Source organism: Saccharopolyspora sp. NPDC047091 (genome assembly GCF_040643635.1).
Lineage (GTDB): Bacteria > Actinomycetota > Actinomycetes > Mycobacteriales > Pseudonocardiaceae > Saccharopolyspora_C.
Genome location: NZ_JBEYUS010000008.1, coordinates 1 through 21,028, shown reverse-complemented (window position 1 = coordinate 21,028; position 21,028 = coordinate 1). Strand labels below are relative to the sequence as shown.

Here is a 21,028-nt window from a genome sequence, read left to right as displayed (position 1 = left end):
TACCGGTCGCGGCGAAGGGCGAACTGATGCGCACCGTTTTCCTGCACGGTGAGGTGGACGGCTTCGCCGCCTCCGCCGCCGCGCTGTCCGAGCGGTTCGGTGCGCGCCCCGACGCGCCCGACCTGCTCGGCGTGCTGCTGCGGGACAAGTGCGCGCGGGACGGGCTGCTCGCCCGCTGGACCGCGCCCGACCTGGTGCGGGTGCTCACCGAGGTGGTGCCCCGGCACCTGGTGCTGCCCCGCTGGGCGGCGGTGCCGGAGCTGCTGCACGAGTGGGTGGACTTCCTCGCCGGGGAACGGCTGCTGATGGCCGGCAGCGATCCGGTGTCCGCGCTGCACGCGGCGATCGACGAGGCCCGGCCCGCCTTCCTGGCGGCGATGGCCGAACCGGCCGAGTGGGGGCCGGAGAAGTTCTGGTCGCTGGCCGCTCGGGAGCACGGCGTCGACCTCGGCGCGGAAGGCGCGTTCGCCCGGTTCGTCGCCGCGGTGGACGACGGCGAGATCGAGCTGGACCGGGCCGTGCTGCGCACCGTCGAAGAACGGGCCGACCGGGAACCGCTGCCCGTCCCGGTGCACTGGCTGCCACCGATGCGCATCCCCGACGGTGCGACGCCGGACGCCGAAGCGGCGGGCACTCCGATCATCGCGCGGATGGCCGCGCTGCTGCGCTGGACCGGCACCGGCCGCGAGCTCGGCGACGGGGCGGAACTGGCCGCGGCGCTGGACTGCGAGCCGGACCTGGCACCGGCCACCGCGGCGTGGGCGGACCGCGCGCACCTGGTGCGGGTCCTCGACGGCCGGGTGGTGCGCAGCGCGATCAGCACCCCGCTGCTGGCCGAACCGGGCGTGCTGTGGACGCGGCTCTGGCAGTCGTTCGTGCTGCTCGACGAGGTCGGCGGGGCGGACGCCGAGCTGCTGGACGGGCTGCTCGACGGAGAGGACGCGTTCCCGGAAGTGGTGCAGGCGGTGCTCAGCGCGCTCTACACCGACACCGGCGCGGTGCCGGTCGAGCAGGTGGTGGGCCTGGTGCTGCACGCGATCACCGACCGGGCCGACGCGCGGCCCGCGGTGGCGCGCGTGGTGGACCGGGTGCTGCGGCTCTGGGAACCGCTGGGCGTGCTGCGCCGCTACCGCACCGAGCTGCCGGAACTGCTGGAGCGGATCGAGGCGTTCGCGCCCGGCTCGGCGGACCGGACGGTGGTGGAGCTGCTGCCGCTGGGCGTGTGGGCCGCGCACGGCTCGCTGCGCGGGTACGGGTTCATCGCCCCGACGCTGGAGGAGGCGGTGGCGCTGCCCGCCGAGGTGGTGGTGCTCGCGCTGCCGGGCGGCCCGCCGGACGTGGTGGGCGAGGTCGTCGCGGGCTGGGTCGGGCTCCGCGGCCGGGCGGCGGCCGCCGTGGAACTCGCCGACCTGCTGCGCCGCGTCGACGACCCCGAGGTGCGGCTCGGCGCGCTGTGGCTGCTGGAGCACACCGGCGACGAAGGCGTGGCCGCGGTGCGCGGGCTGCGCGAGGACCCGGTGTGCGGGCCCGCCGCCCGGATGTGGCTGCGGGTGCGGCCGACCGAGCGGGACGTGGAGCTGCGCGACGGGGACGAGCTGGTGGTGGCGCTGGACGCGATGGCGGTGACCGCGCGCGAGGACTCGGCCGCGTTCCTCGCCGACTTCCGGACCCGCACCACCCCGGACCAGCTGGCGGTCCTCGACGGGATCGCCCGGACCGGGGACGCGCGGGCCGACGTGGTGCTCGGCGTCGTCGCCGCCGAGCACCCCGACGAGCAGGTGTCCACCGCGGCCCGGGAACGCCTGGACCGCTTGAACACCGCCTGATCCGGCCTGGCGGTCCACCCGCCCGGCCGGACCGGGGACGATCAGCCGGCGGCCGGGCAGGACAGGTCCTGGGCCGGGCGCTCCCCGGCCACGAGGAACGTGGTGGCCACGTCCAGCACGCAGGCGTTGCCGCCGAGCACGTAGGCGCCGTGCCCGGCCTCGTCGGCGCTGACCAGCCGTGCGCGGTCGCCGAACTTCTCCCGGAGCAGCTCGCCGCCGCGGTGCGGGGTGACCGGGTCGCGGCGGTTCTGCACGATGAGCACGTTCTCCGGCCCGTCGGCGCGGACCGGCACCCGCGGTTCGGCGGGCTCGTGCGCCCAGAACGCGCAGGGCAGCACGTTCGCGGCGGCCGCGCCGAACAGCGGGAACTCCGCCCGGTCCGCGGCCACGTCGCGCCGGTAGGTCTCGACGTCCTCCGGCCAGGGGACGTCGTTGCAGGTCACCGCGAGGAACACCGACAGCGAGTTGTCCAACGCCGAGGTGTCCGATCCGGCGAGTTGCTGCGCGCGCACCGCGCCCTCGTCGGAGTCGCGCAGCGACTGCCAGAGCTGCGCGGTCCGGCCGTAGGTCGATTCGGCGTACAGCCCGACGAAGGTGGCCAGCCGGAACTGCGCCCCGTCCACCCCGGCGAACGGGTGGGCGTCGAGGCGTTCGGCGAGGTCGAAGTAGGTGCGCCGCACCTCCTCCGGCGTGCCGCCGAGGCCGTAGGAGTCGCCGCGCTGCGCGACCCACGCCGCGAAGTCCGGGAAGGCCTGCTCGGCGCCGAGCGCGAACCGGCGCATCCCGTCCCGGTCCAGCGCGGTGTCGCCGATGTTGCTGTCCAGCACCACCCGGTCGGCCCGCTCCGGGAACATCGAGGCGTACGCGGCGCCCAGCGCGGAACCGTAGGACGCGCCGTAGAAGCTCGCCTGCTCCTCGCCGAGCGCGGCCCGGATCCGGTCCAGGTCGCGCGCCATGTTCGCGGTGGTGAGGCTGCTCAGCCGCCCGTCGTCGTGCTGGTCGCACTGCTCTGCGATGACGCGCACCTCCTCGGCCCGCTCGGTGACCGGGGCGTCGTCCGCCGCGTACGGCGGGATGTTCCCGTAGCGCGCCTGCTCGTCGGTGAAGCCGCAGCTCACCGGGGAGGAGTGGCCCACTCCCCTGGTGTCCATCCCGATCAGGTCGTAGGAGTCCAGCACGCTCGCGGGCAGACCCCGGCTCGCCAGATCGGCGCCGAAGGACAGCCCGGAGCCGCCGGGCCCGCCGGGGTTGAGCAGCAGCACGCCGCGCCGCTGCTCGGGGTGCTGGCTGGCCAGCCGCGAGATCGTGAGGTCGAGCTGCGCGCCGTCCGGGTCGGAGTAGTCCACCGGCACCGGCACCACGGCGCACTGCACCGGTAGCGGGTCGGTCACCACGTCCGCCGGGCACGGCCCCCACTCCAGCTCCGGCGCGGTGTTCTCGGCCGACGCCGGTACCGCCAGCAGCGAGCCCGCGAGGCCCGCCGCGATCAGCGCGGCCGCACTCCGGGCCGCGCTCCGCTTGAGATCCATGTCCTGCCCCTCATCCCTCGGTGTTCTCCCGAGAGCACTCAACGGCGTGTCCCAGGGGCAGGGTCAACGGGTCGGGGGCGGAGTTGCTCCGTTCGGCCGCGGGCGCTCGGCCGGTGGTCAGCCGAGTTCGTCGAGGGCGGCGGGGAGTTCGGTGATGTCGCCGAGCACGCGGTGCGCGCCGGCGAGGGCGTCCTCGGCGGGCGGGAAGTGCGCGTTGGGCACCGCGAACACGGTGGCTCCGGAGGCGGTGGCGGCGCGCAGCCCGTTGCTGGAGTCCTCGACGGCGGCGCAGTCGGCGGCGGAGGTGCCGAGCAGCCGCGCGGCCTCCAGGTACACGTCGGGCGCGGGTTTGCCCCTGCCGACCTGCTCGCTGGAGAGGGTGGCGCCGACGGTGAGGCCGGTGCTGTCCAGGAACGCCTGGATGATCCGCGGCGGTGCGGAGCTGGCGATGGCGGTGGGGAACCGCTCGGCGACGCGCCGCAGGGTGTCGGCGGCGCCGGGCAGCACGGGCGCGTCCGCGGCGTAGACGCGGGCCATCTCGGCGATGACCCGCTCGGCGGCGTCGTCGGCGGTGAGCTGCGCGCCGAGGTCGTCGACGAGGTAGCGGGCCCACTCCGGGGTGCTCATGCCCTGCATGGCCCGGGTCGCGTCGTCGGTCCACCGGCCGCCGTGGGCGGCGACGACGTCGCGGCGGATCCGGTCCCAGAGTTGTTCGGAGTCGACGAGGACGCCGTCGAGGTCGAAGAGCACGGCTGCGGGAGTCACGTCGCCGATCGTAGGAGCCGGGGCGCGGGCGCGTCCCGCTCGGTGGTGCGGCGGTGGTGCAGGAGTGGTGCGGCGGTGGCGCGCCGGGCGGGTTGCTCCGGTCGCGGCGTCGCACTGCTGCGGATGGAGCCGTCCGGGCTGTGTGCCTGCTCATGACGGCTGGCCGGAGAACCACCAGAAAGTTAGCATTGCGAACGAACTACCCGGTGGGCGGCACGCGCGAGGCGGAACGGCTCACCCCGAGATGCTGAGGAGTGGCGGCCGATGAGCGGCACGCACGACGTCCGGTTGCTGGACGTCTTCAAGGGCCAGCCGAAAGCGGTGTGGATCACCGCGTTCGCCGCGGTCATCGCTTTCATGGGCATCGGCCTGGTCGACCCGATCCTGCTGTCCATCGCCCAAGCCCTGAACGCCGGACCCGAGCAGGTCACCCTGCTGTTCTCGTCCTACCTGGGCGTGCAGGTGGTGGCGATGCTCGTGACCGGCGCGTTCAGCGCCCGCTTCGGGCCGAAGCGCACCGTCGTCACCGGACTGGTGCTGATCGTGCTGGCCACGCTGGCCTGCGCGGTCGCCGGTTCCATCGGGCAGCTGGTGGCGCTGCGCGCGGTGTGGGGCCTGGGCAACGCGTTCTTCATCGCCACCGCGCTGTCGGTGATCGTCGGCGCGGCCAGCGGCGGCCAGCAGGCCGCGATCCTGCTCTACGAGGCGGCGCTCGGCATCGGCCTGTCCACCGGGCCGCTGCTCGGCGCCCTGCTGGGCGACATCTCCTGGCGCGGGCCGTTCGCGGGCACCGCGGTGCTGATGGCGATCGCGCTGGTGCTCTCGGCGGGCTTCCTGCCCGCCGACGACAAGGACCCGGCGACGCGGCCGAAGGTGCGGCTGCTCGACCCGCTGCGCGCCCTCGGGCACGGCGGCCTGCTGCGCACCGCGCTGGGGTCCGCGTTCTACACGGCCGCGTTCTTCGTGGTGCTCGCGTGGGCGCCGTTCGTGCTGGAGTTCGGGGCGATCGCGGTCGGCCTGGTGTTCTTCGGCTGGGGCCTGTGCGTGGCGGTGGCGGGCGTGACGCTCGCGCCGAAGCTCGCCGCCCGGTTCGGCGACGCGGGCGGCACGGTGCTCGCGGTGCTGCTGTACGCGGTGCTGCTGCTGGTGATGGCGGTCGGGTCGAAGCCGGTCGTGGTGGTGGCGGTGATCCTCAGCGGTATCGCCTCCGGGCTGCTGAACACGCTGTTCACCGGGACCGCGATGAGCGTCAGCGACGCGCCGCGCTCGGTGGCCAGCGCCGGTTACAACTTCTGCCGCTGGTTCGGCGGCGCGGTCGCGGCGACGCTGGTCGGGCACGTGGCGGACTGGTTCGGTTCGCCGCACGCGCCGTTCGCGGTGGCCGCGGTGCTGTGCGTGGTCTCGGCGGGCCTGCTGCTGGTGGACCTGCGCAAGCGGACCGATCCGCACCGCGTCCCGGCCGAGGCGGCCGTCGTCGGCGAGGAGTTCTGACCACCGGCTGAGCAGCGGACCGCTCGCACCACCTCGGGTGGGCGAGCGGTCCGCTCGCGTCGCGGGCCGTGCCGCCGGATTCCCCTTGCGGAGGGTGATGGGGTGCCGCGGTCCAGCGGTGCGGTGGAAGGGCTCCAACGGGTGTCCGACGACCGAGCGTCATGAGTTCGGGTGCTGTTCACCTGCACGTCCAGGGGACCTCGCCTGATCGGCATAGCGTCCAGGTGTTCCTGACTGACACCTGGAGGTCCGTGTGTCCACCCGACCGGACGGCGGGCGGGTCGTCCCGCTGCCACTGCTGTCGAACCACTCCGCGCGCCGGGCGTCGGCCACCTGCAAGTACCGCTGCGGCAACGCCTGCGCGCACGACGCGCCGAACACCTCGGGCAACGGCTACTTCGGCGACGTCGTGGCGAGCGTCCTCGACCGCCGCGGCGCGCTCAAGGCGGGCGGCGTGCTGGCGCTGGCCATCGGTGGCGCTTCCGCGCTGTCCGGCACGGCCGCGGCGGCTCCCGCGCAGGCCGCGCACCCCACCGGCCGGCCGGTGCCGGGGACCGACTTCGCGCCGGTCGCGCCGAACCAGGAGGACCGCATCACGGTCCCCGAGGGCTACGCGCAGGGCATCGTGATCCGCTGGGGCGATCCGCTCGTCGACGGCGCCCCCGAGTTCGACTTCCACCACCAGTCGGCGGCGGCGCAGGAGCAGCAGTTCGGCTACAACAACGACTTCGCCGGGTTCGTCCCGCTGGACGGCAGCGGCAGGCGCGGGCTGCTCGTGGTCAACCACGAGTACACCACCGAGTCGCACATGTTCCCGGACTACGACGAGGAGAACCCCACCGAGGAGCAGGCCCGCATCGCCTGGGCCGCGCACGGCCTGTCCGTCGTGGAGGTCGCGAAGGAGCGCGGCGCGGGCCTGGTCGCCCGGCGCGGCCGGTACAACCGCCGCATCACGCTGAACACCGAGTTCGAGGTGCGCGGTCCGGCCGCGGGCAGCGACTTCCTCAAGACCTCCGCCGACCCGACCGGCACCCGGGTGCTCGGCACCCAGAACAACTGCGCGGGCGGCGTCACCCCGTGGGGCACGATCCTGTCCGGCGAGGAGAACTTCCACCAGTACTTCGGCCACTCCGAGCTGATCACCGAGCCGGTCGCGGCGGAGCGCTACCGGCGCTACGTCATCGGCACCGGCGAGACCGACCGCAAGTGGGAGCGCTTCGACCGCCGCTGGGACGTGTCGCAGGAGCCGAACGAGCCGCACCGCTTCGGCTGGGTCGTGGAGATCGACCCGAACGACCCGACGTCCACCCCGGTCAAGCACACCGCGCTGGGCCGGTTCAAGCACGAGGGCGCCACCATCCAGATCGCCGAGGACGGCCGGGTGGTCGCCTACTCCGGGGACGACGAGCGCTTCGAGTACATCTACAAGTTCGTCTCGAACGGCCGGTACAAGCCGGGCCGCAGCGCGCACGCGCGGCGGCACAACTCGGCGCTGCTCGACGACGGCACGCTCTACGTGGCGCGGTTCCGCGGCAACAGCCCGGCCGAGGAGATCGACGGTTCGGGCGCGCTGCCCGCCGACGGCCGCTTCGACGGCACCGGTGAGTGGTTGAAGCTGGTCAGCGGGAACGAGTCCTTCGTGCCCGGCTTCACCGCGGAAGAGGTCTACGTGTTCACCCGGCTCGCCGCCGACGCGCTCGGCGCGACGAAGATGGACCGGCCGGAGGACATCGAGCCGAACCCGGTGAACGGCCGCGTGTACTGCGCGCTGACGAACAACAGCAACCGCGGCTCCGCGGACAACGCCCCGGTCGACGAGGCCAACCCGCGGGTCGGCAACAAGCACGGGCACATCCTGGAGTTCGCCGACGACACCGCGGGCACCCGGTTCCGCTGGAACCTGCTGCTGGTGTGCGGCGACCCGAACGATCCGGGCACCTACTTCGGCGGCTTCGACAAGGCGCAGGTCAGCCCGATCTCCTGCCCGGACAACGTCACCTTCGACCGGTTCGGGAACCTGTGGATCACCACCGACGGCAACGAGCTCGGCTCGAACGACGGGCTGTTCGCGGTGCCGGTGGACGGGCCGGAGCGCGGCAAGGTGAAGCAGTTCCTGACCGTGCCGGTGGGCGCGGAGACCTGCGGGCCGGTGGTCCTCGACGACCTGGTCACGGTCAACGTGCAGCACCCCGGTGAGGACGCCGAGGACGCCCAGCACCCCACGTCGCACTGGCCGGACGGCGGCACCTCGCAGCCGCGGCCGTCGGTGGCGGTGGTGTGGCGCGAGGACGGTGGTGCGATCGGCGTGCGCTGATCGCATCCGCGAGCGCGGGGGCCTTCCGAACACGGGAGGCCCTCGTTGCGCTCTCCCCCGGCATGCCCGCCCACCGGGCGCCCGGGCCATCGTGCGCGCGCGTGCGACGGATACGATTCAGACCATGTCTGAACGTCCGATCGCCCTGGTCACGGGTGCTTCCCGCGGCATCGGGGCGGCCACCGCCCGTGCCCTGTCCGAGACCCACGACGTGCTGCTCGGCGGCCGGGACGGCGCGGCGCTGCAGGAGTTGGCGGCGGAGATCGACGGGGCCCGTCCGTGGCCGGTGGAGCTGACCGATCCGGACGCGGTGGCGGCGGCGGTGCAGGACGTGGCGCGGCTGGACGTGCTGGTGCACAGCGCGGGTCTGGTGGAGCTCGGCGCGGTGTCGGACGTGTCGGTGGACTCGTGGCGGCGGACGTTCGAGCTGAACCTGTTCGCGGTCACCGAGCTCACCCGCCTGCTGCTGCCCGCGCTGCGCGCGTCCGCCGGGCACGTGGTGCTGATCAACTCGGGTTCGGGGCTGAACGCCAAGCCGAACTGGGGTTCCTACGCGGCGAGCAAGTTCGCGCTGCGCGCCTTCGCCGACGTGCTGCGCGCCGAGGAGGCCGCGAACGGCGTCCGGGTGACCTCGGTGTTCCCCGGCCGCGTGGACACGGACATGCAGCGCGGCATCGTCGCCGCCGAGGGCGGCGAGTACCGGCCGGAGCGCTTCCTGACGCCGGAGTCGGTCGCGGGCCCGGTCTGCACCGCGGTGCGCGCCACCGCCGACGCCCACCTCACCGAACTGGTCGTCCGCCCCTCCTGACCCGGCCGCGGTCGCGCGGAGCGGCGCTGCCGGTCCGGGCTAGCGTGCCCGGGTGACCGTGCTCCGTTCGATCGTGCTGTTCGCGCTCGCCGCCGTCGCCGAGATCGGTGGTGCCTGGCTGGTCTGGCAGGGGGTGCGCGAGCACAAGGGCCTGCTGTGGATGGGCGCCGGCGTGCTCGCGCTGGGCGCCTACGGGTTCGTCGCCACCTTGCAGCCGGACGCGAACTTCGGCCGCATCCTCGCCGCCTACGGCGGGGTGTTCGTGGCGGGTTCGCTGGCGTGGGGCGTGCTGCTGGACGGGTTCCGGCCGGATCGCTGGGACCTGGCGGGTGCGGCGCTGTGCCTGGTCGGCGTCGCCGTGATCATGTACGCCCCGCGCGGCTGAGCCGGGTGCGGACGCGCGAACGGGAGGGAGCCGACGGGCGTCCCTCCCGTTCCTGGTCGATCGTCGCCGCTACTGGACGCTGATCGTCGCGTGCCGGTCCTGCTCGGTGCCGCCTTCCGCGGTGCCCTTGCCGACGACCTCCAGGCGTTCCTGGGGCACGCCCGCCTCGGTGAACTTGTCGGCTACGGCCTGCGCGCGCTGCTGGGACAGCTCTTGGTCGGTCGGCGACGGGTTGCCGGTGTCGGCGACGTAGCCGGTGACGGTGAACTTCAGCTCCTGCGGTGCCGACTTCGCCAGTTCGGCGGCCTTCGTCGCGGTCTGCTCGCCCTGCTGGGTGAGCTTCGCGCTGTCGGCGTCGAAGGTGATCGGGCTCTGCTTCAGGGCCTCGTCGATCTGCTGCTGCAGCGCGGCCTTCGCGGCCGCGGGGTCCGGTGCGGCCGGCGGCTGCTGCTCCGGCTGCTGTTGCTGCTGCTGGGCGGGCGGTGCCGGTGGCACCTCGCCCTCCTGGCCGCCCTGGCCCTGGTGGTCGCCGCCGCCGGAGCAGCCTGCGAGGAGCGCGACGAGCGCGGCCGCCGCCACGCCGTAGGGGGCTGTTCTTCGATCCATGCCGACCTCCGCGAATCGGGCTCGCCGGGCGCGGCGCGCGTGGGTGCGCCCGGTGCGTGGGTCCCTCCATTGGATGTCGAGGTGGAGATCCGGGCAGGTCGGGCTCGCGGGTCCCACGCGATCGCGTGAAGCCGTCCGGGTTGCGCGATCGGCCGCGCGTCGGGCGAGATGCCCGGTTCGACGCATGTCACAGGGCCTTCCCGGTGGTTTCCGGCCCACCCGCTCGACAGAAGTTACTGCGGGGTAATACTCTGGAGTTACCGACGAGTAAGGCCATGTCCGGAGAGCGGGGCCGGCTCGGATCATCAGTGCGGAGAGGGAGCCTGCGAAATGGGCCACTACAAGAGCAACGTCCGCGACCTCGAATTCAACCTGTTCGAGCTCTTCAAGGTGCAGGACCGGCTCGGCACCGGGGCGTTCGAGCAGTCCGACGAGGACACCGTGCGCGGTGTGCTCAGCGAGCTCAACGCGCTCGCCACCGGACCGCTCGCCGAGTCCTTCGCGGAGGGCGACCGCACTCCGGCGAAGTTCGACCCGAAGACCCACTCGGTCACGCTGCCGGAGTCGTTCAAGAAGTCCTACCAGCAGATCCAGGACGGCGAGTGGTGGCGGCTGGGCCTGGCCGACGAGATCGGCGGCTACGGCATCCCGCCGACCGTGCAGTGGGCGACCTCCGAGCTGATCCTCGGCGCCAACCCGGCCGTGTACATGTACATGGCGGGCCCGCAGTTCGCCGGGATCGTGCACAAGAACGGCACCGAGGAGCAGCGCGCCTGGGCCGAGCTGATGATCGAGCGCGGCTGGGGCGCCACCATGGTGCTGACCGAGCCGGACGCGGGTTCCGACGTCGGCTCCGGCCGCACCAAGGCCGTCAAGCAGGCCGACGGCAGCTGGCACCTCGACGGCGTGAAGCGGTTCATCACCTCCGCCGACCAGGACATGACCGAGAACATCATGCACATGGTGCTGGCCCGCCCCGAGGGCGACGGCGTGGAGAGCAAGCCCGGCACCAAGGGCCTCAGCCTGTTCCTGGTGCCCAAGTTCCACTTCGACGCCACCACCGGTGAGCCGGGCGAGCGCAACGGCGCCTTCGTCACCAACGTCGAGCACAAGATGGGCCTGAACGCCTCCGCCACCTGCGAGCTGACCTTCGGCCAGCACGGCACGCCCGCGCAGGGCTGGCTGCTCGGCGAGGTGCACGACGGCATCGCGCAGATGTTCCAGGTCATCGAGTACGCCCGGATGATGGTCGGCACCAAGGCCATCGCCACCCTGTCCACCGGTTACCTCAACGCGCTGGAGTACGCCAAGGAGCGCGTGCAGGGCGCCGACCTGACCAGGGCCACCGACAAGACCGCCCCGCGCGTCACCATCACCAACCACCCCGACGTGCGCCGCATCCTGCTGCTGCAGAAGGCGTACGCGGAGGGCCTGCGCGCGGTGTACCTGTACACGGCGACCTACCAGGACCAGATCGCCCAGGGCAAGTCCACCGGCGAGGACGTGACGCTGGCCGAGCAGGTCAACGACCTGCTGCTGCCGATCGTGAAGGGCGTCGGCTCGGAGCGGGCGTACGAGAACCTGACGCTGTCGCTGCAGACCCTCGGCGGCTCCGGCTACCTGCAGGACTACCCGATCGAGCAGTACATCCGGGACGCCAAGATCGACAGCCTGTACGAGGGCACCACCGCGATCCAGGCGCAGGACTTCTTCTTCCGCAAGATCGTCCGCAACAACGGCGCAGCGCTGGGCCACCTCGCCGCCGAGGTGCAGAAGTCGCTGGAGGCCGAGGGCGCGGACGACCGGCTCAAGGAGGAGCGCGCGCTGGTCGCGAAGGCGCTGGACGACGCGCAGGGCACCCTGGGCGCGGTCTTCGGCTTCCTGACCTCCGCGCAGGAGGACGTGAACAACATCTACAAGGTCGGCCAGCACGCCGTCACCGTGCTGATGAGCATGGGCGACCTGCTCATCGGCTGGCTGCTGCTGCGCCAGGCCGAGATCGCGCTCGCCGCGCTGGACGCGGGCGCCTCGGCGAAGGACCAGCCCTTCTACCAGGGCAAGGTCGCGGTGGCCCGCTTCTTCGCGAAGAACGTGCTGCCGGAGCTGACCGGCCGCCGCAAGATCGTGGAGAACGCGGACAACTCCATCATGGAGCTGGACGAGTCGGTGTTCTGATCCGGCGCTGGACCGGCGCGGGCGTCCCCTTCGGTGGTGGGGGCGCCCGCGCCCGTTTTCACGACCGGGCGGTTCCCCCGGTCAGACCCGCACCAGCGCTTTGAGCGCCTTCCGGTCGGCCATCGCCCGGTAGGCGTCCGGCACCCCGTCCAGGTCGGTGACGTGGTCGAACACCCGGCCCGGCCGGACCGCGCCGGAGAGCACGTCCGGCAGCAGCTCCTCGACGTAGGCGCGCGCCGGGCACACGCCACCCCCGATCCGCACGTTGCGCATGAACAGCTCCCGCAGGTCCAGGCCGCCGCCCTCCTGCGGGACGCCGACGTAGCCGATCGCGCCGCCGTCGCGGACCAGGCGGGTCGCGGTCGCCATCGACTCGGCCGTGCCCACGCACTCCAGCACCGAGCGCACCCCTTCGCCGCCGGTCAGGTCCCGCACCCGCTGCACGGCCTCGTCGCCGCGCTCCGGCACCACGTCGGTCGCGCCGAACTCGCGGGCCAGCTCGGTGCGGTCCTGGTGCCTGCCCATGATGATCAGCTGGTCGGCGCCGAGCCGGGCCGCCGCCAGCACCCCGCACAGGCCGACGGCCCCGTCACCGACCACGGCCACCGAACCGCCCCGCCGCACACCGGCGGACACCGCGGCGTGGTGGCCCGTCGGGAACACGTCGGCCAGGGTGAGCAGTGACGGCAGCAGCGGATCGTCCTGCTGCACCGGCAGCGGCACCAAGGTCCCGTCCGCGTGCGGCACCCGCACCGCCTCGCCCTGCGCACCGTCCTCGCCGGGGGCGCCGTACACCCCGCCCGACGGGCAGGACGTCTGCAGCGACTCCCGGCAGAACTCGCAGGTGCCGTCGGAGAAGGTGAACGGCGAGACGACCAGGTCGCCCGGCCGCACCGAGCGCACCTCGGACCCGACCTCCTCGACCACGCCGAGGAACTCGTGGCCGATCCGCTTCCCGTCCTCGTCGCGCTCCATGCCCTTGTACGGCCACAGGTCGCTGCCGCACACGCAGGTCAGCACCACCCGCACGACCGCGTCCGTCGGCTCCCGCAGCGCCGCGTCCGGTACCTCTTCCACGTGCACGTCGCCCGCGCCGCGGATCACGGTGGCTCGCATCGATGGCTCCCAGTGTCGGGTTCGTCGTTCCCCCGCCGGGTGCCCGGCCGCGGCGCGATCGATGCCTCCGAACGCGGACGAGGCCCCTCCCGGAACCGGGAGGGGCCTCGTCGGTGCTGCGATCAGGGGGCCGGCGGTGCGCCGCAGTGGATGATCGGCTGCGGGTTGTAGACCGTCTTGCTCGGCTTCTCCTTCTTCACGTTCCCGTTGCGCACGTCGGTCAACGTGCGGGTGTCGGTGACGGTGAAGCCGCCGTTGCCCTTGCTGGGGCTGCACGGCTCGCCCGGCGGCACGATCTTCTCGTGCGGGGGCTTCTCGTTGGTGCGCGGACCGGTCTCGGAACCCACGTCGTACTGCTTGGTGCCCCAGAACTTCACCGTGATCGACGACGGCGTCCACTCCGTGGTGATCATGATGCCGCTGTCGAGGGTGTTCTTGAACTTCACGTCGATGACGCTGCTGCCGTCCGGGTTCTGGAACACCGTGGCCTCGCGGCCCGCCGGGTAGCGGCTGATGTAGTAGCTGTGCTCCTTGTGCTCCACGTCCTGCACGCCCGCGAAGTACGAGGCGTTGAACAGCGTGGTCGCGAACTGCGAGATGCCGCCGCCGACCGCCTTCGCCGGACGGCCGTCCTCGATGATCCCGGACTCCACGTAGCCCTGCGCGGTGCCGCGCGGACCGGTGTGGCCGTTGAGGCTGAACGTCTCGCCCGGCTTGATCACCGCGCCGTTGACCTGCTCGGCGGTGCGCCGGATGTTCACCCCGGAGGCCGTTTCGAAGCCGCCGGTCTGGAACTCGCTGATGACTTCCTTGATGCCGAGGCCGTTGGCCTGGTCGGTGCTGAACGCGGGCGGCTGCTGCTCGTAGACGGCCTGCAGCGTGCGGTCCTGCTTCTTGCGGGCCACGTCCAGCAGCTTCTCGAAGCTCTTGTCCCAGTTCACACCGCGGCCCTCCAGCGAGGGGCGCACCACGGGGCGGCCGCCTTCGAGGGCCACTTCGGCGTCCTTGGCCGGCTTCATCGTGTCGAGCAGCTGCGGCTCGACCCCGCCGATCACCGTCGGCAGGTCGAGGTGCGAGCGGAGCCCGCCCTTGCCGTCCGACTCGAAGCGCAGCGCGGCGGCGACCGTCTCCGGCGCGAGCGCGGCGTCGTGGCCCTCGCCCTTGATCGCGATCGGGCCGGACACCGCGGGCTCGGCCACGTTCCGCAGCGCCTGGTGCACGCCGTCGGAGGTGGTGCGCACCGCCTGCTCGGTGAACGGCACCTGGACCGCGCCGCCCTTCGCCCAGTCGGCCATCACCTGGTCGGCGGCGACCTGCACGTCCACCGAACGACCGGTGACCGGCTCGACCGCGACCGGGGTGGTGCCCTCGAACTTGATGGTGCCTTCGGAGGCCGGGCGCTCCAGGCGCGGCTTGACCTGCTCCAGCGCGGCCACGACCTGCTGCTCGTCGCCGTGGCTGACCGGGGAGATCTCGCGGCTGGTGAACAGCGAGGCGATCCGGGTGAACGGGTTCAGCGGCTGCGACCCGGCCTGCTCGATGGTGGCCGGCCAGTCCATCGTCAGCCCGGACTGCTCCGGGGAGATGGTGGCGGTGGCGTCCCCGGCCTGCAGCTGCACCGGCTGCTGCAGGTTCGGGCCGAGCTCCTCGCGCAGCTTGCGCTCCGCCGCGGCCGGGGTGAGGCCCCCGACGTGCACGTCGGCGACGGTGGTGCCGCGCGGCACGGTGCCGCTGCTGAACGTCAGGTCGCCCACGTAGAGCAGCAGCAGGACACCGGCGGCGATCCCGGCCACGATGCCGCCGCGGATCAGCTTGCGGCGGTCCTTGGGGCCGCTCTGCTCCGGCGGGTCCTCGGCGAAGCCGCCGCCGATCCCGCCCGCGAATCCGGCGGCCGACGGCGAGTTCGCGTCGACGGGGACCTTCGGGATGTTCTGGGTGCGCTCCGAGTCGACCTCGGGGTACGAGATCTGCTGGGTGGGCGGCGGGGCGAACGAGCCGCCCGCGGCCTGCACCGTCGGCTCCTGGCCGCTCACCGCCGGGTGCACGCTCGTCGTCTCGGACGAGCCGAGGAAACCGGGGGCGCCGAGGAAGTCCGTGGGCGAGGCGTAGGTGCCGCCGCTCTCGGCGGGGACCTTCGGGATGGTCTGGGTGCGCTCGGCGTCGTCCTCCGGCGGCTCCTGGCCGAGGCGCTGCGTGCCGTCGGCGGCCGCCTGCTGGGACAGCGGGCGGGTGCCGCGCTCGGCCGGGTCGACGGCGTCCGCCGAGCTACCGGACCGAGCCGACTCCGCCGTCGAGCTCGTCGACGTGGGCTGGGCTGATCCGGGCTGGGCTGATCCGGACTGCGCCGATCCGGACTGGGCCGATGCCGACCCCGTCGACGCGGATCCGGCCGCGGCGAGCTGCTCCGCGGAGATCTGCGCGGTCCGCTCCGCGGCGGACTCCGCCGGTGCTCCTGGGGCCGGGGTGCTCGGCCGCGTGGCGTCCGCGGCGGACCCGCCCGATGCGCCGGGCCGCTCCGCCGGTCCGGGGGCGTCGCCCGCCGGTTTCCGGTTCGGATCGTCCCCGGATGAGACGTCGTAGTTTTCCGGCACCGCTTCCCCTTCATCGGTTCGGTCGTGCGGTGGGGTACATCAGCGAACAGGCGCCGGGGTCGTCCGTCAAGGACGCCTTGCCCGCCTCACCCCGACAGCGGCGGCACCTGGGAGGGGTGCCGGTCGCGGCTCGCGGTGGATCAGTGGCTCACAGGTACAGGCCGGTGCCCTGTTCGATCTGCTCGCTGGCCACGGCGTGCAGGTCGCGCTCCCGCATCACCAGGTAGGGCTGGCCCTGCACTTCGACCTCGAACTGCTCCTCGGGGTTGAACAGCACCTGGTCGCCGACCTTCACGGCCCGCACGTGGCTGCCCACCCCGAAGACCTCGCCCCAGAGCAGCCGCTTGGCCACCTGGGCGGTCGCCGGAATCACGATGCCGCCGCTGCTGCGGCGTTCGCCGGATTCCGCAGAGACCCGCACCATGACCCGGTCATGCAGCATCTGGATCTCGAGCTTGGCATCGGTCACCCGAAAAGTTTACGTGCCCGCCCCGACGCGCCTGCCGCGCAGGGGGCCGCTCAGGCGCCTGCGTCCATCCCGCCCAGCACCAGCGGCAGCCGGTGTGGGCCGCCCGGCGCAACGCGCACCGGCACTCCCCAGTCCTGCCTGGTCAGGTTGCAGGTGGGGTGTTCGACGGCGGGGTCGTCGGTGCAGCTGGCGGCCTGCGCGACGACGTGCAGCACGCCGTGCTCGATGCCGTCGGCGAGCACCAGCCGCCGTTCCAGGTCGGTTCCGGTGCCTGCGCCTTCGGCCAGCAGTTCCGGCGGGGTCGAGGTGATCTCCAGCCGGGTGGAGGGCCCGTAGCGGTCGTCGAGCTTGCTGCCCGGCGGCGGGGTGAACACCACGGCGAGCTGCACCTCGCCGCCGCCGATCTCGGTGGCGGGGCGGGTGACCTGCTGCGATGCGCCTTCGACGAGTTTCGCGGTGACACCGGGCGGCACCGGCCGCTCCAGCCGGTGTGCGGCGGAGGCCACCACCACCAGCTCCCCGTCGACCACGGCCGCACCGGACGGTTCGGCGAGGTGGGTGGCGAGCGTGCCGACCTCGTTCGATGCCGGATCGTAACGTCGGAGGGCGCCGTTGTAGGTGTCGCAGACGGCGACCGACCCGTCGGGCAGCACCGCCACCCCCAGCGGGTGCTGCAGCAGCGCGCGGTCCGCGGGCCCGTCGGCGTGCCCGAAGTCGAACAGCCCGGTGCCGATCGCGGTCCGCACCCGGAACCCGGTGCCGTCCGGTTCGACCCAGCGCAGCGCGGAGGTCTCCGAGTCGGCGAGCCACAACCGGTCGCCGCCGTCGGCGAGGCCGGAGGGCTGGGCGAAGAACGCCTCGGCCGCGTCCCCGTCGCGCAGGCCCTCCACGGTGGTGCCCGCGAAGCGGCGGACCCGCCCGGTGCGCGGGTCGAACAGCCCGAGCGTGTGGTTGCCCGCCATCGCGATGACGACGCCGCCCGCCGGTTCCCACCAGGCGACGTCCCACGGGCTGGTCAGCGGGGTGTCCGTCCCCGGGCCCCCGTCCGCGCCGTCGCGCCACTGCTCGCCGGTGCCCGCGATGGTCGTGACGTGCCCGTCGGCGAGCCGCACGCCGCGCAGCAGGTGGTTCACCGTGTCGGCGACGACCAGGTCGTAGCCGGCTTCGGCGGCGACCGCCTCGGGCAGCACCGCGATCCCGGCGGGTTCGGCGAAGGCGGCCTCGTCGGGGCCGCCGTCGCGGGCGCCGCGCTCGCCGCTGCCGATGCGGCGCAGCACCGTCTCGCCGTCGCGGTCGAACTCGACCAGCGAGTGGTTCGCGGAGTCCGAGACCAGCACGGTGCCCGGGCCGGCGGCGATCTTCGCGGGGAAGCGCAGCTCGGTGGCGGCGGGTTCCGGCGGCACGTAGGGGCCGTCGCCGCGGTGCAGGGTGCCCTTGGCGTCGTGCTCGGCGACGAGTTCGCGCAGCACGCTGCGCAGCGCGTCCACGTGGCCCTCACCGGCGGCGACGTGCACGAGGTAGCCCTCGGGGTCGACCACGGCCAGCGTCGGCCACGCCTTGACGGCGTAGTTCTGCCAGGTCGACAGCTCCGGGTCGTCGAGCACCGGGTGGTGCACCGAGTAGCGCTCGACGGCGGCGAGCAGCGCGTCCGGGTCGGCTTCGTGCTCGAACTTCGGCGAGTGCACCCCGACGGTGACGAGCTCGTCGGCGAACTCCTGCTCCAACGGGCGGAGTTCGTCGATGACGTGCAGGCAGTTGATGCAGCAGAACGTCCAGAAGTCCAGCAGCACGATCTTGCCGCGCAGGTCGGAGAGGAGGACCTCCCGGCCGCCGGTGTTCAGCCACTGCCGCCCGGTCAGCTCGGGCGCGCGGACGCGGGTGCGGAGGTGCGACGCGGTGCTCACGTGCGGAGTCAACAACAGTCCGCCGGGACGCTGTTCCCGCGTCCACATGGTGGGAGGCGGGTGCGGGTGGGGAATTCCGGGAGCTCCTGCGCGCTTGATCTCCGGTGCGCGGACCGCGCCGGGAGCGTTCGGGAGGAGAGGTTCACCGGGGCGCTGGGCCCGGGAATTGGAAAGCCCCGCGGTGCTGCCAGGTCGGGGGTCCGACAGCACCGCGGGGTCACCATCCATATCGGCGGCACCCCCGGCGTTGTTACACACCGACTCGTGTGTGATCCATGTCACGCGAATGTGGGTGGTGCCGGAACCACCCATGTCGGTGCCGGAACCGGTTTGACCAGCGCGGACGGTCACCGCGGCCGCGTTTCGCGGCGGCTCGCGACATCCGCGCCGGCGCGGAAACGGTCCGGCGGGGAAACGGTCGCGCAAGACCGCCCAGCGCGGGACGGCGCCGCGGGAACGGGCGCGAGATCACCCACCGCGGGACGGCGCCGCGGGAACGGGCGCGAGATCACCCACCGCGGGACGGCATCGCGGGAACGGCCCGGCGAGACGCCCCACCGCATGAACGGCCCGGCGAGGAACAGCCCGCCGCGGACACGACCACCACACGCCCCAGCGCGGACACGACCTAGCGCGGACAGCGCGGACACGACCCACCGCGGAACGACCCACCGCGGAACGACCTAGCGGCGGCCCGCCCGGTCGAGCTCGCGCAGCACCGTCTTGCGAGCCCGGTGGGCGCGCTCGTGCCGCGCGGCGGCCGCCGCCTCGCGCGGGGGCAGGTCGCGGGCGCGCCGCGCGGCCTCCCGGGCGGGGAGCTCGTCGAGCTCGGCGGACCTGCGGGCGGACCGGGCGGCGGGCGGGTTCGCGGCGAACTGCTCGCCCCGGCGGGACGCCGCCCGCTTGGCGCGCCGGGTCTCGCGGCGCTCGCGCGGTGACAGCTCCGCCCAGGCGTCCGCCGGCAGGTACCGCTCGGTGGTGCCGTCGTGGCGGGCCCGCGCCGAGCCCGACTCGGTCTGCCAGCGCTCGTCGGTCCACCGCTCCAGGTCCCGCTGCGCGCGGGTGCGCCGCCCCGGATGCCGGTAGCCGCCGCCGTGCCGCTCGTACCGCTGCGCGAGGAGCTGGCTCTTGCGCGCCGACCACTGCCCGGGAGCGCCGCCGTCGCCGGAGGCCTTCAGCTCCTCCTTCAACCGCTCCCGCAGCCCGGGGTCCGTGTAGTCGCGCTCGTAGTCCGCACTGCTCTTGCCCATGCCAGGTCGGCTACCCGCGCCCGCCGTCGCCACGCGCGGTTGCGCGCCCCGCCGGCCGGGGAACACCGCCGGGAAGGATCGGCGACTGGGGGATGACATGGGGATGGGGAGTGCGCGCGATGCCGAGGCGGACACCGGACCCGGGCCGTTCCGGTTACCGGGAGTCGTGCTCGGGATCGGGCTCGGCGGATTCGTCGACGGCTTCCTGCTGTACCGGCTGCTGCGCTGGCACCGCGCGCCGGGCGGGCCCGGTTCGGAGATGAACACGGCGCGGGACGCGGTGCTGCACGCGGCCTGCTGGCTCGCGGTGCTGGGCGGGCTGGCGCTGCTGCACTCGCGGGTCACCCGCAGGCGGCGCCGGGTGTGGGGTTCGCGGGTGCTGTGGGGCTGGGTCCTCGTCGGCTGGGGTTCGTTCGACCTGGTCGAGGGCGTGCTGGACCACCACCTGCTGGGCGTCCACCACGTCCGCGGCGGGCCCGGCCGGGCGTGGTGGGACCTGGGCTTCCTCGCCCTCGGCGCACTGCTGGTCGTGGCCGGATACCTGCTGCAGCGCGGCGGCGGCGCGCAAGGCGGTCGTGCACAGCGCGGCGGTGCGCAGAGCGGTGGTGCGCAGAGCGGCGGCGCGCAGCGCGGTGGTGACAGTGGTGTGCGTGGCAGTGGTGTGCAGCGCGGTCGTGCGCCAGGAAGTGGTGCGCAGCGCGGTGGCGCGTACGGAAACGGTGCGCGCGGCACTGGCACGCGGCGCGGCGGCACGCGGTGTGGTCGTGCGCGAGGCGGTCGTGCGCAGCGCGGTGGTGCGCAACGCGGCGGCACGCGGCGCGGCGGCGTGCGGTGCGGTGGTGCGCGCGGAAGTGGTGCGCGCGGCACCGGTGCGCAGCGCGACGGCGCGCAGGACGGCGCGCAGGGCGGTGGTGGTGCTCGATGAGCCACGACGTGCACGCGGCCGGTGCGCTGCCGTCCGTGCTCGCGCTGGTGCTGGTCGGTGCCGGGTACCTCCGGCTGGCCGGGCTGGCCCGCCGCCGCAATCCGGGGCGCGGCTGGTGCCGGTGGCGCACCGCCTGCTTCGCCACCGGTCTCGGGGTGCTGGCGGTGGCGCTGCTGCCGCCGGTCGCGAGCTTCGCGGGTGGGGACTTCCGCGGGAACGTGGTGCAGCACCTGCTGATCGGCATGTACGCCCCGCTCGGGCTGGCGCTGGGCGCCCCGGTGACGTTGCTGCTGCGCACCGCTCCGCCGTGGTTCGGCCGGCGGCTGACCGCGGTGCTGCGCAGCGGGCCGGTGCGGGTGCTGAACCGGCCCGAGGTCGCGCTGCTGCTGTCCGCGGGTGGTCTGGTGCTGCTGTACACGACCCCGCTGCACGAGGTGGGCGAGCACCCGGTCGGGCACTGGCTGCTGTTCGCGCACTTCCTGCTGGCCGGCTACCTGTTCGTGCACGTCATCGCTGGTCCGGACCCGGCGCCGGACCGGCCGCCGGTGCGCGTCCGGCTGGTGTTCCTGGGCTGCGCCATCGCGGTGCACGCGATCATCGCGCAGCTGATGTACGGCGGGTGGACGGCGGTGCAGGGTCCCGCCGTCGAGGTGCGCGGTGGCGCGGAGCTCTTGTACTACGCCGGGGACGTCGCCCAGCTCCTGCTCGCCGCCGTCCTGGTCGCGACCTGGCAGCCCGAGCGGACGCGCGCGCGGCGGGCGGCGTAGCGCGGTGGGGGGCCCGCCCCCCCCCGCCCGGGGCCCGCCCCCCGCACAGCGAGGGGGCAGAGGGGTGTAGGGCAGGGCCGCCCCCCCGCCCAGCCCGAGAAGGGCGG

The 21,028-nt window shown here is 73.6% G+C and carries 16 protein-coding genes; 8 read left to right on the top strand and 8 right to left on the bottom strand.

The window, feature by feature from the left end; genetic code table 11:
• Positions 1-26 precede the first annotated feature (26 nt).
• On the top strand, positions 27-1,826 hold the full coding sequence (locus ABZ805_RS06195) for a hypothetical protein (protein WP_358435139.1): 1,800 nt from the start codon (positions 27-29) through the stop codon (positions 1,824-1,826).
• Between the two features lie 41 nt (positions 1,827-1,867).
• On the opposite strand, the gene ABZ805_RS06190 is transcribed toward ABZ805_RS06195, so the two are convergent.
• Together ABZ805_RS06190 and ABZ805_RS06185 are read right to left on the bottom strand one after the other, a co-directional pair.
• A complete protein-coding gene (locus ABZ805_RS06190) occupies positions 1,868-3,355 on the bottom strand; it encodes an alpha/beta hydrolase (RefSeq protein WP_358435136.1) in 1,488 nt (495 codons plus the stop codon).
• 117 nt (positions 3,356-3,472) lie between these two features.
• Complete coding sequence (locus tag ABZ805_RS06185; protein WP_358435134.1) at positions 3,473-4,120, bottom strand: HAD family phosphatase; 648 nt, start codon at positions 4,118-4,120, stop codon at positions 3,473-3,475.
• A gap of 264 nt (positions 4,121-4,384) precedes the next feature.
• On the opposite strand from ABZ805_RS06185, the gene ABZ805_RS06180 reads away from it, so the two are divergent.
• The 4 genes from ABZ805_RS06180 (at position 4,385) to ABZ805_RS06165 (ending at position 9,118) form a co-directional block, all read left to right on the top strand.
• The gene (locus ABZ805_RS06180) at positions 4,385-5,611 is read left to right on the top strand and encodes an MFS transporter (RefSeq protein WP_358435131.1); all 1,227 of its coding nucleotides are present in this window, start codon (positions 4,385-4,387) and stop codon (positions 5,609-5,611) included.
• Between the two features lie 253 nt (positions 5,612-5,864).
• Positions 5,865-7,925, top strand: coding sequence for a PhoX family phosphatase (locus ABZ805_RS06175; RefSeq protein WP_358435128.1), 2,061 nt, complete (start codon positions 5,865-5,867; stop codon positions 7,923-7,925).
• Between the two features lie 124 nt (positions 7,926-8,049).
• Positions 8,050-8,733 carry an SDR family oxidoreductase gene (locus ABZ805_RS06170; RefSeq protein ID WP_358435125.1) on the top strand — a complete coding sequence of 228 codons (684 nt, stop codon included), beginning with the start codon at positions 8,050-8,052 and terminating at the stop codon, positions 8,731-8,733.
• A gap of 52 nt (positions 8,734-8,785) precedes the next feature.
• Positions 8,786-9,118, top strand: coding sequence for a YnfA family protein (locus tag ABZ805_RS06165; protein ID WP_224960536.1), 333 nt, complete (start codon positions 8,786-8,788; stop codon positions 9,116-9,118).
• Positions 9,119-9,187: 69 nt separating this feature from the next.
• On the opposite strand, the gene ABZ805_RS06160 is transcribed toward ABZ805_RS06165, so the two are convergent.
• Complete coding sequence (locus ABZ805_RS06160; RefSeq protein WP_358435122.1) at positions 9,188-9,724, bottom strand: OmpA family protein; 537 nt, start codon at positions 9,722-9,724, stop codon at positions 9,188-9,190.
• Between the two features lie 330 nt (positions 9,725-10,054).
• On the opposite strand from ABZ805_RS06160, the gene ABZ805_RS06155 reads away from it, so the two are divergent.
• Entirely contained in the window at positions 10,055-11,899 is a 1,845-nt protein-coding gene (locus ABZ805_RS06155) for an acyl-CoA dehydrogenase (RefSeq protein ID WP_358435119.1), read from the top strand.
• A gap of 81 nt (positions 11,900-11,980) precedes the next feature.
• Here the strand turns inward: ABZ805_RS06155 and ABZ805_RS06150 are convergent, their stop codons facing one another.
• The 5 genes from ABZ805_RS06150 to ABZ805_RS06130 all read right to left on the bottom strand — a co-directional run bounded on the left by ABZ805_RS06150 (position 11,981) and on the right by ABZ805_RS06130 (position 19,229).
• The gene (locus ABZ805_RS06150) at positions 11,981-13,015 is read right to left on the bottom strand and encodes a zinc-dependent alcohol dehydrogenase family protein (RefSeq protein WP_358435116.1); all 1,035 of its coding nucleotides are present in this window, start codon (positions 13,013-13,015) and stop codon (positions 11,981-11,983) included.
• A 122-nt stretch (positions 13,016-13,137) separates the two neighbouring features.
• Positions 13,138-15,606: a VanW family protein gene (locus ABZ805_RS06145; RefSeq protein ID WP_358435113.1), complete on the bottom strand. Its 2,469-nt coding sequence runs from the start codon at positions 15,604-15,606 to the stop codon at positions 13,138-13,140.
• A gap of 148 nt (positions 15,607-15,754) precedes the next feature.
• Positions 15,755-16,075 carry a co-chaperone GroES gene (locus tag ABZ805_RS06140; protein ID WP_224960526.1) on the bottom strand — a complete coding sequence of 107 codons (321 nt, stop codon included), beginning with the start codon at positions 16,073-16,075 and terminating at the stop codon, positions 15,755-15,757.
• A gap of 50 nt (positions 16,076-16,125) precedes the next feature.
• A complete protein-coding gene (locus ABZ805_RS06135; RefSeq protein ID WP_358435110.1) occupies positions 16,126-18,027 on the bottom strand; it encodes an NHL domain-containing thioredoxin family protein in 1,902 nt (633 codons plus the stop codon).
• A gap of 635 nt (positions 18,028-18,662) precedes the next feature.
• Positions 18,663-19,229, bottom strand: coding sequence for a hypothetical protein (locus ABZ805_RS06130; RefSeq protein ID WP_358435107.1), 567 nt, complete (start codon positions 19,227-19,229; stop codon positions 18,663-18,665).
• A 103-nt stretch (positions 19,230-19,332) separates the two neighbouring features.
• Between ABZ805_RS06130 and ABZ805_RS06125 the strand changes: the two genes are divergently transcribed.
• Both ABZ805_RS06125 and ABZ805_RS06120 read left to right on the top strand, forming a co-directional pair.
• On the top strand, positions 19,333-20,154 hold the full coding sequence (locus ABZ805_RS06125; protein ID WP_358435104.1) for a DUF2243 domain-containing protein: 822 nt from the start codon (positions 19,333-19,335) through the stop codon (positions 20,152-20,154).
• Positions 20,151-20,921, top strand: a complete 771-nt coding sequence (locus tag ABZ805_RS06120; protein ID WP_358435102.1) for a cytochrome c oxidase assembly protein — start codon at positions 20,151-20,153, stop codon at positions 20,919-20,921. The genes ABZ805_RS06125 and ABZ805_RS06120 overlap by 4 nt, the downstream gene beginning before the upstream one ends.
• Positions 20,922-21,028: the final 107 nt, after the last annotated feature.

Excerpts from the sequence above, each read along its gene's own strand:
- ABZ805_RS06195 (WP_358435139.1), top strand. The coding sequence starts at position 27 with ATGCGCACCGTTTTCCTGCACGGTGAGGTGGACGGCTTCGCCGCCTCC.
- ABZ805_RS06190 (WP_358435136.1), bottom strand. The coding sequence starts at position 3,355 with ATGGATCTCAAGCGGAGCGCGGCCCGGAGTGCGGCCGCGCTGATCGCG.
- ABZ805_RS06180 (WP_358435131.1), top strand. The coding sequence starts at position 4,385 with ATGAGCGGCACGCACGACGTCCGGTTGCTGGACGTCTTCAAGGGCCAG.
- ABZ805_RS06170 (WP_358435125.1), top strand. The coding sequence starts at position 8,050 with ATGTCTGAACGTCCGATCGCCCTGGTCACGGGTGCTTCCCGCGGCATC.
- ABZ805_RS06160 (WP_358435122.1), bottom strand. The coding sequence starts at position 9,724 with ATGGATCGAAGAACAGCCCCCTACGGCGTGGCGGCGGCCGCGCTCGTC.
- ABZ805_RS06155 (WP_358435119.1), top strand. The coding sequence starts at position 10,055 with ATGGGCCACTACAAGAGCAACGTCCGCGACCTCGAATTCAACCTGTTC.
- ABZ805_RS06150 (WP_358435116.1), bottom strand. The coding sequence starts at position 13,015 with ATGCGAGCCACCGTGATCCGCGGCGCGGGCGACGTGCACGTGGAAGAG.
- ABZ805_RS06135 (WP_358435110.1), bottom strand. The coding sequence starts at position 18,027 with ATGTGGACGCGGGAACAGCGTCCCGGCGGACTGTTGTTGACTCCGCAC.
- ABZ805_RS06130 (WP_358435107.1), bottom strand. The coding sequence starts at position 19,229 with ATGGGCAAGAGCAGTGCGGACTACGAGCGCGACTACACGGACCCCGGG.
- ABZ805_RS06125 (WP_358435104.1), top strand. The coding sequence starts at position 19,333 with ATGGGGAGTGCGCGCGATGCCGAGGCGGACACCGGACCCGGGCCGTTC.
- ABZ805_RS06120 (WP_358435102.1), top strand. The coding sequence starts at position 20,151 with ATGAGCCACGACGTGCACGCGGCCGGTGCGCTGCCGTCCGTGCTCGCG.